This is a genomic window from Flavobacterium azizsancarii, from assembly GCF_027980145.1.
Taxonomy (GTDB): Bacteria; Bacteroidota; Bacteroidia; order Flavobacteriales; family Flavobacteriaceae; genus Flavobacterium; species Flavobacterium azizsancarii.
In genome coordinates this window covers 1-16,618 of record NZ_JAMZNK010000016.1, presented here as the reverse complement: position 1 = coordinate 16,618, position 16,618 = coordinate 1, and the positions used below count along the sequence as shown (strand labels likewise).

Below are 16,618 nucleotides of genomic sequence, written 5' to 3'. Positions count from 1 at the left end.
TTTATGTTATGAAAAGAAAATTACTCACATTTATCGTCATTTTATGTACATTCTTTGTACAACAAAATGCAAATGCCCAAACTATTCTGGCTCCAGGTGATATAGCCTTTATTGGCTATCAAACCGGAACTGCGAATGATGGTTTTTCTTTTATTACCCTCAAAGATATGACTTTAGGAACAGTCTTATTCTTAACCGAAAAAGGATGGGGTAACGGAACTTGGGCTGGCAGTACTACTGAACCACATTTACGGTGGACAGTACCTGCTTTTACTCCTGCAGGTACAATAATATCTATTATTGAAACGGCTACAGACGATGTTTTCACGATAACAGGAACTGCTCAGTCTTCTGTCGTAATAGTACAAAGCGTTAATTTTAATTTATCTGGTGGTGACCAAATACTCGCATATCAGTCTGCTACAGGACCGGAGCCTGCATCGCCGACATTTATTGCAGCTATTCATGGAGATTATAATCTTAATGATTACGACCCATTAACCACATGGAATACTGCAGTTGGAGCAAGTGGAGGAAACGAAAGTTCCTTACCACCTGGCTTAGTTAATGGTGAAACTTGTATTTCTTTATTTCCGGCACCTGGTCCTGAATTGGCTAACAGTAAATACAATGGTACTTTAACCGGTACTGTTGCTAATTTATTACTTAGCATTAATAATCCAGCGAATTGGTTGCACAATCCAGCTGCTACTCCAACTCTTGATTTAGGAATAATTCCTACAAATTACCCTGTACCTGCAGTATCTACTGTTATTGTTGCAACAGTTACAACTACTACAGCTACAAGTGTTAAGGCTGTTTCAGCACTTATGGGTGGAAATGTAAGTCTAAATGGTGGTGACGCAATGGTACAAAAAGGAATCGTTTGGGCTACAACTGCATCTCCAACCATTGCAGATCACAAAATTCAAAATGGAACCGGAACGGGATCATTTAGTGCTACTATTACCGGACTTCCTTCTGGAACGACTATTCATTACAGAGCTTATGCTACTAACAGTGCAGGTACCAGTTATGGTGCTGAATTAACATTTAATACAGGCGCAGGTTTAAGTACAACAGCAACCCCACAAGTTAATGTCCTTTGTAACGGAGCTCCAACTGGTTCAGCCTCTGTAACTGTAACTGGTGGTACGCTAAATTATAGCTATTCCTGGTTACCGTCTGGAGGTACAGGAGCAACAGCCTCTAATCTTACAGCCGGGAATTACACGGTTACAATTACTGATGGTGAAGGAACACAAATCACCAGACCATTCTTAATAACTCAGCCACCAGTACTTGATGGAACTCCTTCAACATCTGCAGTAGCTTGTTTTGGACTACCTACTGGTGTTGCTTCCATTACTGCAAACGGAGGTGCTGGCGGATATACATATCTATGGTCTAACGGAGCAACAACATCTGGCATAAGCGGACTTGCATCCGGAACTTACAGTGTTACTATTACAGATGGTAATTTATGTACAAAAACTATTTCAAATATTAATGTAGGAGGTCCTACAACCGCTCTGACCGCAACGTCTTCTACAACTCCGGTTTCTTGTTTTAATGGTTCTAATGGTACTGCAACTGTTACTGCAGTAGGAGGAACAGGAACAAAAACCTATCTATGGTCTAACGGAGCTACAAGTACCACAGCTACAGGACTTTTGGCTGGAACTTATAATGTTACGGTTAGAGATGCTAATTTATGTAGTACAATTGTAACGGGAATAGTTGTAGAAGGACCTACAGCCGCAGTTAGCGGAACTGTTGCTACTACACCGGTTTCTTGTTTTGGAGGAAGTAATGGTAGTGCTACAGTTACTCCATCAGGAGGTGTCGGAGGATATACTTATTCATGGTCTCCATCTGGAGGAACCGGTGCAACTGCAAGCGGACTTACAGCAGGAACTTACAGCGTTACTATCACAGATAATAATGGCTGCCCATCTACTATTACCGGAATTACAGTAGACGGACCAGTAGCAGGACTATCAGGAATCGCAAGTACAACAGCTGTTAGTTGTTTTGGAGCATCTAATGGTAGTGCAACTATTACTGTATCAGGAGGAACAGGGACAAAAACCTATTTATGGTCAAATGGAGCTACTGGCGCAACAGCCTCAGGGCTTGCCACAGGAATTTACAGTGTTACAGTTACTGATGCTAATGCATGTAGCCGAACTTTCAATAATATTTCAGTAGGATCAGTAACAGCTATAAATCCTACTCCAACACAAGTAAATGTAAGTTGTAACGGTGGTGCTAATGGTTCGGCAACGGTTACTCCTATAGGAGGATCCGGAACCTATTCTTATCTTTGGACGAATGGCGCAACTACACCTACAATATCGAATTTAACGCAAGGGAATTACTCTGTAACTATTACCGATTCTTTTTCTTGTTCAGTAACACAAGCCTTTACAATTACAGAACCACCAGCATTAGTAGCTTCTCAGGACGCAGTTATTAATCCTAGTTGTAATATTGGCGGTAACGGATCTGCAACAGTTGCAGTTACAGGAGGAACTTTACCTTATACTTACTCATGGTCACCATCTGGAGGAACAGGAATTACAGCTTCCGGACTTTCAGACGGTACCTATACTGTTACAGTTACAGACGGAAAAGGCTGTACTGCAACACAATCTTTTACACTTGTAAAACCGACTTCATTAGCGGTAACTACATCTCAAAATGATATATTGTGTAATGGAGACGCGACAGGCAGTGCTAGTGTAATTGTAACGGGCGGAACGCCTGGTTACACCTATTCATGGACACCATCTGGAGGAACTGCAGCTACTGCTTCAAATTTGATAGCAGGAACTTATACTGTAACAATTACAGATAAAAATAATTGTTTTACTACAAGAATATTTATAATAACACAACCTTTAACTCCATTAACTGCTTTTCAAGGAACAACTGTCAATGTAAATTGTCATGGAGATACAACCGGATCAGCTACCGTAAATGTAACGGGCGGAACCGGTTCTTACTCGTACTCTTGGGCTCCTTCTGGTGGGACAGGAACCACAGCTTCAGGCTTATCCGCTGGAAATTACACTGCAACGATATTCGATGATAATGGATGTATGACATCTCAAAACTTTAGCATCAGTCAGCCTGCAGCAGCACTTTCTGCAACTACAGCTTCAACAGGAGTTAGCTGTTTTGGCGGATCAAATGGTACTGCAAGCGTAACGGTATCTGGAGGAACTCCTAATTATTCTTATTCATGGACACCTTCTGGAGGAACTGCAGCTTTTGCTACAGGACTTTCTGCCGGAAATTATACTTGTACAATTACAGACTCAAAAGGATGTATATTGATTCAACCTGTCACTGTTGGTAGTCCTTCTGCATTATCTCCTACAATAGCAAAAACCGATGTTTCTTGTAATGGAGGAACAAACGGAACTGCAACTGTTACTGTAAGCGGAGGAGTTGGTTCATATACCTATTTATGGTTACCTACCGGAGGTAACGCTGCAACTGCATCAGGACTTTCCCAGGGAACGTATACTGTAACTATTCAAGATGGAAATACATGTACTACTACGGCAAGTATTACAATATATGAACCTACACCTTTAATGTCGTCAATTACTAAAACAGATGTATTATGTAATGGTGGAGCAACCGGAACAGCAACTGTAGCTCCTTTGGGCGGAAATGGTAACTATACTTATGAATGGTCACCTTCGGGAGGTACTGCACCAACAGCAACCGGTCTTACAATTGGAACTTACACCTGTAAAATTACTGATGCTAAAGGTTGTTTTGTATCGAATTCAATTACTATTGGTCAACCTGCAACCTTAAGTGCTACAACAAGCCAAATAGATGCAACCTGTTTATTACCTGGACAGGCAAGTGTAACTGTTAGTGGCGGTGTAAGCCCTTATTTTTATTCATGGTCTTCGGGTCAAACAACTGCAATAATAACAGGAATAGCAGCAGGAAACTATAGTGTTATAATTACGGATGCTAATGGTTGTACAATCACTAAAAACTTTACTATTAATACAACCAATACACTCGTTGCTACCACATCACAAACAGATGTTTTTTGTAACGGTTCAGATACCGGTTCAGCTACGGTAGTGCCATCAGGTGCTCCAGGTCCTTTTACTTATGTGTGGTCGCCTTCAGGAGGTTCTGCAGATACTGCAAGCAATCTTACAGCTGGTAATTATAGTGTAACAATAACATCTTCTAATGGTTGTTCAACTGTAAAAAACTTTACTATTACTGAACCAACTGTTATTGTAGTTACTCCATCTCAAATTAATCTAACTTGCAATGGCGGAACAAACGGATCAGCTTCTGTAATTGTAACTGGCGGAACCGGAGCTTATACTTACTCTTGGTTCCCAACAGGCGGAACTGCTGCAACAGCAACGGGACTTACCGCAGGAACTTACACCGTAACTGTAAAAGATGCCAACTTATGTCAAACGACACAAACTTTTACCATAACAGAACCTGCTGCATTTACTGCTACTACTACAACAACAAACGTAAATTGTAACGGAGCAAATAATGGTGCTGCAACCGTAACTGCAACCGGAGGAACCGGAGCTTATACTTATTTATGGTCGCCTACAGGAGGATCTGCAGATACAGCAACAGGATTGTCTCCCGGTAATTATACCGTAACAATTACAGATGCAAATAACTGTAGTACAACTGAAAACGTTTCTATAACTGAACCAGCTCAATTAACTGCTGCGGTTACGCAAACGAATGTAACTTGTATTGGCTCAGCTGACGGATCTGCAACTGTTACTGCAACAGGCGGAACTGGTACTTATTCTTACGCATGGTCACCATCCGGAGGAACTGCAGCTACAGCAACAGGACTTGCTGCAGGGAATTATACGGCAACAATTACTGACGCTAACGGATGTCAAATAACAAATTCTGTTACTATAATAACAACCCCGGATGTTACGGCACCCGTTTCTGATGTAACAAATCTACCAGACATTACGAGTACTTGTTCGATTTTATCTTCTCAGATTCCAGTGCCAACAGCTACTGATAACTGTGCAGGAATTATAAATGGTACAACCACTGCCCCTTTAAACTACAATGCTGTAGGAAGCTACATCATTAAATGGAGTTATGATGACGGTCAGGGAAACATTTCGACTCAGAATCAAACAATTAATGTAATAGCATCTCCATTAAGCCAGGTAACTTTTAGTGATTCAGCCTTTACTTATGATGGAAATATTCATGAATTAAAAGTCGCAAATCTTCCTGTTGGAGCTAACGTAACATATTCTGTTACACCAACTGCAAGTAGTCAAAACGGAGCAACTAATGCTGGTGTTTATACTGTTACTGCAATCGTATCTCCCCTAGCAAGTACGCCTAATTGTTCTGCGGTTACACTTACTGCTCAACTTACGATCAATAAGGCTGCACAACAAATTACTTTTGACGCAATACCTGCAAAAATTCTTGGAGCGATCAAAGACTTCAATTTAGAAGCTACGGCCAATTCAGGCTTGCCAGTTCGTTACTCTTTTACATACACTTCTGCCCTGCCGCCTGCTAATGTTTCAGCAATTGGGTTAGTTAATATGTTAAGATCTGGTGACTTATTAATTACAGCACATCAGGATGGTAATGACAATTTTTTAGCTGCTCAGGCTGTCGATCAGCTTCTTGTTATCAAGAATAATGACATAACTATTGCGAAAATTATTATTGGAAACAAGGATTACCAAAATCCTGCCAAGGAAATCACGTATGTTATGAGTTGTGATGAAAACAACGTAAATGTTGCCATTCTAAACGAAACAAGTGCAATTATCACGCCTTCTGCCAATTTCACCATTACTACACCAAAACCGGGAATATACACTCAAAATGTAGTAGTTACTTCTCAGGATGGTACTGCAACGGCCAATTATACTTTAACTGTAGAAAAGCCATTTGGTTTTTATGACATCGTTCGTCAAAAATTCAATAACGTTCTTATTGTCAACAACAATCCGCAAACCAACGGTGGGTACGAATTTGTTTCTTACCAATGGTTTAAAAATGGACAACAAATAGGAACCGGTCAATATTATACAGCAGGAGATTCTGAGGGAAATACATTAGATCCATCAGCTGATTATAGCGCGAAAATGACGACTAAAGACGGAAAAGTCCTTGCTACATGCAGCGCTAAAATCACTACACAAAAATCAGTAGCAGCTAAGCTTTATCCTAACCCAATTCAGGCAGGAAAAGTGATTACTGTTGAGGCTGATTTTCCTAAAGAGGAACTGGCAAACATGCAAATAAGCCTGTATTCTGTTTCCGGACAATTGATAAAAACGCTGAAATCTTCATCAGTATTAACTGAAGTTCAGCTGCCAGATGCAGAAAGTAATATGTACGTAGTTGTTATTGAAACTGCCAATATCAAGAAAACACTAAAAGTAATTGTAAATAAATAAAATCTACCAGTGCTATTTAAAAACAGCACTGGCATAAAAAAAAATAAGATGAAAAAATATATACGAAACTATATAACATCCATATCAATTGTTACTCTACTTTTAGGTTGCGGTCTAAATAGTTATGGACAGGATAAAAAACAGGAATTATCAATTGCCGTTGGAGGACCATTTTCATTTCTCAAAAGCAATACTGGAGATGTAGTGCCTGGAAATGGTATAAATGCAGGAATACGATATTCCTATTATCTAAGTGAAGGTCTTAGTATTGGCATTGGTGCGGAATATCAAACCTATAAATCTGATGCAAAATATCAGTTTATTGGCGGACAATATAATGCTGTTGATGCTGAAAATGAAGCTTTCCAGTTTAGATATAAAGCAACTGGTCTAAGAGAAACACAAAAATTAGGATACGTTAATATTCCAATTGGAATTCAATTTGAAACGCCCGGAACAACAAAATTATATCTTGCAGCAGGAGCCAAAATCGGGTTTGCAACCAGTGGAACGTACGAAACCACCATGCAAAACCTTACAACAAGTGGTTATTATCCGCAATATAATGTTGAGTTATTTAATCCGGCATTTGCAGGTTTCGAAAATGTAAACAATCTAAAAACAAGTAAACAGGATTTGAACACAGACGTTTCTTATTCTGCTACTTTCGAAACCGGATTAAAACAAAATCTTGGTGACAGAAGCGCAATTTATATAGGCATTTATTTAGATTACGGATTAAATAATATCTATAAAGACAAAGAAAACAAAAATCTGGTACAATATGCGCCTGAATTACCTGTGCAACTGCAATACAACAGCATACTTGATTCTTCAGATTCAAATATAAGATTGGTTTCTTATGGATTAAAACTAAGATATGCGATTCGGTAAACATCATTAATCCTGGAACTTAAAAAACATTCTTGAATATATAAAAAGATCCATTTGCTGCGGCGAATGGATCTTTTTTTTATAACTATTTAATCTGACTCGTTGTTTTAGTCTCCTTCTTATTGTATTGGGCAATCGATTTTGATTTACGCCAATATTCGATTATCGTCTTTATAACCTGTTTAAATTTTTCGTAATTATAAGGCTTAACAAAATAACTGTGAGTAGGCAAAGAATACGGATCAATGATGAAACTCTGCTCAAACAAAGTCGTAAAAAATAAATACGGACAATTAAATATAGTCCCTACCCCATTATTATCAGGATTTGTTTCCATCACCTTATAATTCATGACATTCAATAACACAATATCAGAGAAAACCATAAAAGGTTTAATTTGATGACGAAGCATATAATTGCAAGCCGTTTCGGCAGTATTAAAATATATAATTTGGTTGGAGTAGTTAAGTTCGCTAAAAACCTCTATAAATAATTTACGGTCTTCCTGTTTATTCTCTATTACTACAATGGGTCCTTTTTTATTCATAATCAAAACCTTTAGATTCTTATTTAGTAATGTGCTCCTGTTTATGCACAAAATTCTATGTAAATATTTTAAAAATAAGAATAAATAACTTACAAAATATTCATTTCTCCTTATATAATTTTCATTTAGAGCACTTTTAACGAAGAACATTTTTCATGAAACATAAAGTGCTGAAAATTATATAATTACTAGTTTAAATTTTATAAGTATATAAAATCACTACCGCCTAATTTTGACTTAACCTTTTAGAATTCAATCAAATGAATAAAGGTTTTTTATTTATCTATTAATTTAATATTAAATATCATGAACACTTCAAATCACAAAAACAGCAGCACTACGAGTGCAAAATCAACAGATAAAAAAATGGGCACTTCAAAAAGTACAACAAAATCTGCCGATTCAAAAAAGTCTCCAACGACAAAAAAATAACTCTTTAAAATCACTGACAATATGATAACAGGAAACAACGAGAATTACGGTCGGGATGACCGTAATTTTTATCATCCGGAAGACGATATGCGTATCGAATCTGAAAAAATAGAAAATAATCTCTATGCTATTAGCCATAACAATGATGAAAGCTATGTCGATGAATATCAAAAAAACAACGACGAAGAATTTTCAGATCAGGACCAAATGCTAAATCAGGAAGAAGATCAGGAAGATTTAGATGACGATTTCTCCAACGCACTTGACAGAGACGATGACGACGAAGATTATTTTGAAGAAGAAGAAGATCTTGACGAAAGCGATTTAGACGATGATCTAACAGAAGATTATGACGAAAATGATCGTGAAATAGACAATTTTTCCACAAATAATTTAAAACAAGATGAACTCGATCAGGAATACGACATTGATCAGGATCTTGAAGAAAAAGATCCTGTAAATAGTCCACGAGAATTTTAGTTTCATACATTATTTAGAAACAAATATCCTGATCCTAAAAGTGATCCGTATAAAAATGTTTAATTATAAAATCGAAATCATGGAAAATATTTTTAATCCAAAAACCCGTGAAAATATTGGTTATGGCATAAAAGAAAAACCTGATGGAATATCAGCCAATAAAATATTATACGCAACCGCAGGTTCTTTACTTCTGGGCTTAACGCTAAAAATAGCGGGGAAACGAAAAACAGCTTCTTCAATAGGAAAATGGGCATTACCGCTTTTGGCCTTGGGAGGTTATAAAAAATTCTCAGGTTCTAATGCTTCAAAAACAGAAGAGAATGCTGAAAATGATCTTAAAGGAAATAGCTAACAAGTCATGTACTTCAAATTGCTGATTTAAAAAGAAACCAATTTGAAGTACATGATTTTTTTATTTGAACTCCTGACGAACAACTAAAAAACGCATTATGGATATCTATATTTTTTTTCAATTAATAATAGTTTCAATCGCGGCAACATCAGCCATGACATTATTTAGTTATGCAGCATCTGCAAGCTTTCGCGAACTGTACAAAGAACCTGTTTTACTCACATTTATGTTAACCAGGTTAAATATCGAATTACCAGCGAAATCAAAAGCTACACTAGCCTGGTTGCTGCACTATTTTATTGGTTTTCTGTTTGTACTGGCGTATCATTTATTATGGATAAAAAATATTTTGCCTGTTTCGTTTTTGAGTGCCTTCCTACTCGGTTTTATTAGCGGTATTATTGGTATTCTGGGCTGGATGATTATGTTTAAAATGAGCAATCATCAACCTCCTATCGATTTTAAAGGATATTATTTTCAGCTCCTTCTTGCCCATATTATTTTCGGATTAGTTGCAACCGCTACATACTCCCTTTCCTCCACTTTTTTAATCCTAACAAAAGCTTATGTCACTGTCTAAATACAATCAAAAAAGAGATTTTAAACAAACTCAGGAACCAAAAGGCAAAAGAGAAAAATCAGCTAAGGAATTGGTTTTTGTTGTGCAAAAACACGCTGCATCGCACTTGCATTATGATTTTAGATTAGAAATGGATGGCGTGCTAAAAAGTTGGGCGGTTCCTAAAGGTCCCTCTATGAATCCTGACGATAAACGCCTGGCAATGATGGTCGAAGATCATCCGTACAGCTATAAAGATTTTGAAGGAACAATTCCTGAAGGAAATTATGGTGCAGGAAATGTTATTGTTTGGGATAATGGCACGTACACCCCTGGTGAACCTTCATCAAATCCAGAAAAGACATTATTGGCAAATCTTCATAAAGGGCATTTAAGTTTTATTCTAAAAGGAAAAAAACTAAAAGGGGAATTCTCCTTGATAAAACTAAAAGGGAAACAGGAAAATGCCTGGTTACTGATAAAAAAACAAGATCCGCATGCAACGGAAAGCGATATTCTGAATAAAAATAAATCAGTGATTTCTCAGAGAGCCCTCGAAGAACTGGAAAAAAATTCAAAAAAAACAGCTGAAGCCAATAATCAAAAGAAAAGTTCAAAAAAAAGTAATCATTCAGCCCAAACACCCGCCGTTTTTATCAAACCAATGCTTGCCAATACAAAAGAAAAAGCTTTTGATGATGCTGACTGGGTTTTTGAAAATAAATATGACGGTTACAGAGCTATTTCTGTAATTAATCCTTCTGATGTACAATTATTTAGCAGAAATAGACTATCTTTTAATTCCAGTTTTAAACCCATCGCAAATGAATTACAAAAAATAGATCATATTGCAGTTTTAGATGGTGAAATTGTTGTTGAGGACGAAAATGGAAAGGCAAATTTTCAACTCCTACAAAACTACCTTAAAACCGGTTTAGGCACTTTAAAATATTACGTTTTTGATCTTCTTAATCTGGATGGAAACAGCATCACAGAACTGTCTTTGCTCGAAAGAAAAGAACTGCTGAAGATTTTATTTAATAAGTACGATTTTACCAATGTTTTTTATTCAGAACATACCATAGAAAAAGGTCTTGACCAGTTTAACCTTTCGATAAAAAATAAAGGAGAAGGTATTATTGCAAAAAAAGCCGATAGTACCTATACTCCCGATAAACGAAGCAATTACTGGCTCAAAATTAAAATCTCAAATGAAGAAGAAGCAATTATTATTGGAATCACGCAACCAAAGAAATCGAGAAAATATTTTGGAGCCATTTTACTTGGTCAATATTATGGAAAAAGACTGGAGTTCATAGGCAAATGCGGAACGGGTTTTACAGACTCTTCGCTAAAGGAATTGTATGCAAAGCTAGAACCCTATTTTGTTGATGAATCTCCGCTGAGCGAAAAAATTGGAATTAGAGATGAAATTCAATGGGTAAAACCAAAATTGGTCTGCCAGGTAAAATTCTCAGAATGGACAAATGACAAACACTTAAGACATCCTGTTTATCTGGGTTTAAGAATTGACAAGAAACCAGCAGAAGTTTTTGTACCCTCTAATATTAAATCAAATGCTACAACCAAAACGAAAGTAAAAGAAGATACAATGAAAGAAAAACCAACTCACACCACAGAAAATGATTATGACTTAAAAATTGGCAAAACGACTTTGCACCTTACCAACCAAAACAAAATATATTTTCCTGATGATGGCATAACAAAAGGCGAAATTGTACAGTATTATAATGAAGTTGCCGACTTAATATTACCTTATCTTAAAGATCGTCCGCAATCTATGAATCGTTTTCCTAACGGAATTAACGCGCCGGGATTTTATCAAAAAGATGTCGATGTGGACAAAATTCCATCTTGGCTTAAAACAAAAAAAGTATTCTCAGAATCGAATGAGGAATATTTAAATTATCTGATTTGCAACGACAAGGCAACTTTGCTATATATGGCAAACTTAGGCTGCATTGACATGAATCCGTGGAATTCTACCATAAAACATATCGAAAATCCGGATTGGCTCGTAATTGATATTGATCCTGAAAAAGACAATTTTGAAGAAGTTGTAAAAACAGCTTTAATAGTAAAAGAGGTTCTTGATGAACTTGAAACCGATTGTTATTGCAAAACATCAGGAGCTACGGGATTACATGTTTACATTCCGCTTGGAGCACAATACGATTATGATTCAATCAAAATCCTGAGCGAATTACTGGCCAGGGAAATACATTCACGTTCGCCTGAAACAACCTCGCTGGAAAGAAGTATCAAGAAAAGAAACCATAAAATTTATGTCGATTACTTGCAAAACCGACGCGGGCAAACATTGGCAGCGCCATATTCCGTAAGACCTAAACCGGGCGCAACAGTTTCGACCCCATTAGAATGGAGCGAAGTAAATTCGAAACTAAGTCCATCACAATTTACCATTAAAAATGTTCTGAACCGTTTCGAGAAAAAAGGAGATTTGTGGAAGCCTGTATTAGGAAAAGGCGCAAATATCAAAAAGATATTGCATAAACTGGAAAACAAAAGTCCGGATTAAGAAGATTTCTTCTTATCCAGACTTGCTTTTAACATTGCCATTAAATCGTCGCTTTGTTTGTGAACGACTTTTAATTTTGGCGCCGCTTGTTTTTTGCCTTTGGCTTTATTTTTAATAATCTCCAAAAGCTTAGCCGTATATTCATCTTTATAAGCGCTGATATCGAATTTTTCAGTCAGCTGATCGATTAATTTTTCAGCCATATCCATTTCTTTTGTCGCTTTTTTAGAAGCCGGCGGAAGTTTCAATTCTGAAGTATCCCTGATTTCCTGCTCAAAACGTATTCGGTTTAAAAGAATAACATTTTTATACGGTTTTAAAATCGCCAGACTTTCTTTATTTCGCAAAACAAAACTCGTTACTCCTACTTTTCCAGATGCTTCAAGTGCATCACGAAGCAAAGCATAAGCATTCATCGCCCCTTTATCAGGTTCCAGATAATAAGGCTGCTCATAATAAATGCTGTTTATTTCTTTCTCGAAAGCAAAACTCTGAATGTCAATCGTTTTGGTTTTCTCCGCATCTGCGGCTTCAAAATCAGCATCTTCCAGAATTACATATTGATCATCAATTTTATATCCCTTCACGATATTGGCATACGCAACCTCTTTTCCCGTATTTTCGTTTACCCTTTTAAACTTGATGTTTGCATGATCCTTTTCATCCAGCATATCCATATCGATACTGCTTTCCTGCACGGCAGAAAATATTCTGATGGGAATATTAATTAACCCAAAACTAATTGATCCTGTCCATATTGCTCTCATAACTCAATAATTTATAAATTTGAACTTCCCCCAACCCATTTCAGGGCTTTATTAAACGCTAGCTTTTTAAAACCACGAAATTCTCCGGTAGTATTAAAAGTAAATCCGTCGCTAAAATTCATTTCTTCAGAATCAGAAACAATCGCCACCCTATTCCAGTTTTGAAATTGTTTTAATCCAAGCACAGCATCATTCAACCACGAACTTTCAGTAAAATTCTGATTATCTGTATCCAACGCAAACAAAAAATTAATTTCATTGGATTGTTTCGATAATCCCTCAATTTCAGATAGTACAACACGTTTAAAATCAGCTGTTGTAACCTGACCAAGTGCTCTAAAAGCAATTAAATTATTCGCAGTTTCTATTTTATGTATCATAATGATTATAGTTTGAATTGTTGTTCTAATAAATTCTCTTACAGAGGATTAAAATTAATTCAAGAACGAATCAGAAATCTTACACGATTATGGGCGGAGATTACAAAACTTCAATAAGATTTTTTGGATTAATTGAAAAAAAGAAAAATCCATAATGTTATGGCGAATAAATCGGTTGCTGCAAAATAACCCATTCCTCCGGAATTTTAGAAAGAGTTCCGGAGAAACAAAACATATTACAGGGGTGGATTTTAATACATTCTTCGCAATAATAACCAAAATTATTGTCGAGCTTCTCGCGGAGATTTCTCCTGCGTCGAAATGCAATATTACATTTAAGTAATTCTTTACTAAGTAATTAAACTATATAAAAAAAATCGCATCTCTGTAAAATATTAAATTCAAAATAGAAAAGGAGAATATTTCAAAAATGAAATATTCCCCTTTTTATTATTTTAAAACTCTTAAAAATTTAAAATTTAAAAGTAACATTTGCCGTAACACGAGTTGGGTTTTGAGCCGCAAGCCTGTACGACCAGTATTTTTCATTTGTCAAATTATCTACTTTAAGACCCAATCTGTATTTGGGCTGATCATAAAAAAGTGAAGCATCTAAAACCGTATAGGACGGAATAGAAAATTTGAAACTTGTCGTATTCGTCTGGTAATATTCGCTGCCATAAATACCTCCAAAACCAAATCCCAGACCTTGCGCAGGACCATTTACGATCCTATAACTAGCCCATAAATTTGCCGTTCTTGGTGATCCTGCCGTTGTTGGCCGCAAACCCTGAACACTGGCATTACTTTTTTCATATTTACTGTCATTATAAGTATAACCCGCCACAATATTTAATCCTGAAATAGGATTCGCAATCAACTCAGCTTCAAAACCTTTACTTACCTGAGTTCCGTCCTGAATAGAAAAATTAGCATGATCAGGATCATCACGCGTGATATTTGTAACCTGAATATCATAATAACTAAGTGTTGCTGATATTTTATTCAAATCAAATTTAAAACCTCCTTCATATTGATTTGCCTGGTTTGGTTTGAACGTATTTCCGTTAAAATCAGAACCTGAAACATTGCTGAAACCATTCATATAATTACCAAAAACAGAAACTTTATCCTTTACAATTTGATATACCAATCCTACTTTTGGCGAAAATGCTGTTTGATTGTAGTTTCCGGCAATAGAATCTTTACTAGGATAATACGTTCCTTTATTTTCGTAACGATCCATACGAATACCTCCCATAACCAACAATTGGTCCGTAACATTCAAAACATCAGAAACATATGCGCTATAGGTGTTTTCATTATTAGATACAAAATTGTTGAATTTTATCTTAGGATCAAGAAACAGCGGAGCCACTTTATCCAGGTTAAAGTTGTTATAAGCGTCACCTGGTTTTTTATAATCCATTGCGGGCATATTTACAATAGCATCGTTACGTGTGGCACGCAGACTATAAAAATCTAAGCCGGCTACAACTCTATTTTTCAATTGTCCTATTTTAAAAACACCAATAAAATTCTGCTGAATATCAGTTCCGTAAAAAGGAGATTCCTGATACGTAACTTGTTGTCTCAATGTAGTTGGAGACATCATTTGTAATAACACCACATAACCATCAGATGATGATCTTGTTCTGGACAAGATAGTTTGAGACGTCCATTCGTCAGACATTTTATACTTTAACTGTACAAAAACATTATACTGTTGGCTTGTATAATTGATAGTATTATTCGCAAAAGATAATTTGTACGGAATATCAAGTGCTTCGATACTGCTTACTGTATTTTTTACAGCAAATGGCAAAAGTCTTGTTGGAGAAGTTGCCTTATACATACTAAATTCGGCATCGATCAAAAGCGTTAAACGATCATTTATTTCATAAGAAAAACTTGGAGCAAAAGAAAAATTTCTATTAAATCCCGCATCCTGAAAACTTCTTTCGCTATGAAAAGCCGTATTAATTCTCAACAAAGCCGTTTTATCTTCATTTATTGGTGTATTGATATCAGCTGTTAATCGATTAAGGTCCCAACTTGCTGCTGAATAGGATATTTCGCCTTTAAAACTGTCAAAAGGTTTTTTGGTAACACGATTAAACAATCCGCCAAAAGATGATAATGTACTTCCAAAAAGTGTAGCCGATGGCCCTTTAATAACCTCGATACGTTCTAAATTTGAAGGGTCAACTGTTGTATAAGTAAAACTACCAACACCATTTCTAACCAATTGCGGCGTAGCAAAACCTCTTGAGATAGAAGTTGTACGACCTTGATTTCTTACCTCGGCAATACCTGCTCCGGGAACATTTTTAAACGCACTATTATAATCCGTTATTACTTGTTCCTTCATTAATTCCTTGCTTACGATAATGTAAACCTGTGAATTTTCGATGTTTTTTAAAGGCATTTTCGCCACATCCATACTCTCTTTTTTCGCAAAACGATTTCCTCCTGTACGAATTACAACATCTTCAAGATTCTGTACAGACGAATTTACCCTGATATCTACGGTCGCAGATGGCGCTTGTTCTGTAATCTGAGCCGTTTCTGTAGAAGAAGCATAACCTGACATTGTAACTTCTAAAGTATAGGTTCCAAAAGGCACTTTTTTAAACTCAAAATTACCCGATGCATTAGTTACAGCACTCTTATTAATTTCAATTAATTTTACGATAACACCCTGACTTGCATTTCCGTCATTAGTTATAATTGTACCCCTTATTTGCCCGTTTGATTCCGTTTGAGCCTGAAGAAACCCTCCGCCCTCCAGTAAAAACATCATTAAGACGAAAATAAAATTTTGTATCTTTTTACCTGAAATTATTATTACACAGGAAGTTGATGCTGTTTTTGTAGCCATGTTATTGTTATTTAAACCAATTCTAAATTATGGCGCAAATGAACAATATTTTTTCTTATCTATCAACTGCAACTAGGCAATTTTTTCTAGAAAATTTCATTAAAATAAATGTCGAAATAACACTAAAACAAGTGATTAAGAATTGTATTACTTAAAGGATTTTTTTGGTAAGAAAGACATTGAGGTTTCAGGTTTCAGGTTTCAGGTTTCAGGTTTCAGGTTTCAGGTTTCAGGTTTCAGGTTTCAGGTTTCAGGTTTCAGGTTTCAGGTTTCAGGTTTCAGGTTTCAGGTTT

At 36.3% G+C, this 16,618-nt stretch carries 11 protein-coding genes; 7 read left to right on the top strand and 4 right to left on the bottom strand.

Going from position 1 to position 16,618, the window contains the following annotated elements; all coding sequences use genetic code 11:
• Positions 1-8 precede the first annotated feature (8 nt).
• Both NJT12_RS11555 and NJT12_RS11550 read left to right on the top strand, forming a co-directional pair.
• The gene (locus tag NJT12_RS11555; protein ID WP_271336064.1) at positions 9-6,470 is read left to right on the top strand and encodes a T9SS type A sorting domain-containing protein; all 6,462 of its coding nucleotides are present in this window, start codon (positions 9-11) and stop codon (positions 6,468-6,470) included.
• Positions 6,471-6,518: 48 nt separating this feature from the next.
• A complete protein-coding gene (locus tag NJT12_RS11550) occupies positions 6,519-7,364 on the top strand; it encodes a porin family protein (protein ID WP_271336063.1) in 846 nt (281 codons plus the stop codon).
• 85 nt (positions 7,365-7,449) lie between these two features.
• Here the strand turns inward: NJT12_RS11550 and NJT12_RS11545 are convergent, their stop codons facing one another.
• Positions 7,450-7,911, bottom strand: a complete 462-nt coding sequence (locus NJT12_RS11545; RefSeq protein ID WP_271336062.1) for a response regulator — start codon at positions 7,909-7,911, stop codon at positions 7,450-7,452.
• A 306-nt stretch (positions 7,912-8,217) separates the two neighbouring features.
• Between NJT12_RS11545 and NJT12_RS11540 the strand changes: the two genes are divergently transcribed.
• The 5 genes from NJT12_RS11540 (at position 8,218) to ligD (ending at position 12,297) form a co-directional block, all read left to right on the top strand.
• Positions 8,218-8,343, top strand: coding sequence for a hypothetical protein (locus tag NJT12_RS11540; protein ID WP_271336061.1), 126 nt, complete (start codon positions 8,218-8,220; stop codon positions 8,341-8,343).
• Between the two features lie 21 nt (positions 8,344-8,364).
• Positions 8,365-8,823 (top strand): hypothetical protein, encoded by a 459-nt coding sequence (locus NJT12_RS11535; RefSeq protein WP_271336060.1) that lies wholly within the window; start codon positions 8,365-8,367, stop codon positions 8,821-8,823.
• Positions 8,824-8,902: 79 nt separating this feature from the next.
• Positions 8,903-9,178, top strand: coding sequence for a hypothetical protein (locus tag NJT12_RS11530; protein WP_271336059.1), 276 nt, complete (start codon positions 8,903-8,905; stop codon positions 9,176-9,178).
• A gap of 97 nt (positions 9,179-9,275) precedes the next feature.
• The gene (locus NJT12_RS11525; RefSeq protein WP_271336058.1) at positions 9,276-9,758 is read left to right on the top strand and encodes a hypothetical protein; all 483 of its coding nucleotides are present in this window, start codon (positions 9,276-9,278) and stop codon (positions 9,756-9,758) included.
• Positions 9,745-12,297 carry a DNA ligase D gene (gene ligD / locus NJT12_RS11520; protein WP_271336057.1) on the top strand — a complete coding sequence of 851 codons (2,553 nt, stop codon included), beginning with the start codon at positions 9,745-9,747 and terminating at the stop codon, positions 12,295-12,297. The genes NJT12_RS11525 and ligD overlap by 14 nt, the downstream gene beginning before the upstream one ends.
• On the opposite strand, the gene ku is transcribed toward ligD, so the two are convergent.
• The 3 genes from ku to NJT12_RS11505 form a co-directional block, all read right to left on the bottom strand.
• On the bottom strand, positions 12,294-13,064 hold the full coding sequence (ku, locus tag NJT12_RS11515; protein WP_271336056.1) for a non-homologous end joining protein Ku: 771 nt from the start codon (positions 13,062-13,064) through the stop codon (positions 12,294-12,296). The genes ligD and ku overlap by 4 nt on opposite strands.
• An 11-nt stretch (positions 13,065-13,075) precedes the next feature.
• Positions 13,076-13,444 carry a SpoIIAA family protein gene (locus NJT12_RS11510; RefSeq protein ID WP_271336055.1) on the bottom strand — a complete coding sequence of 123 codons (369 nt, stop codon included), beginning with the start codon at positions 13,442-13,444 and terminating at the stop codon, positions 13,076-13,078.
• A gap of 472 nt (positions 13,445-13,916) precedes the next feature.
• Positions 13,917-16,325, bottom strand: a complete 2,409-nt coding sequence (locus tag NJT12_RS11505) for a TonB-dependent receptor (protein ID WP_271336054.1) — start codon at positions 16,323-16,325, stop codon at positions 13,917-13,919.
• Between the last annotated feature and the right edge of the window lie 293 nt (positions 16,326-16,618).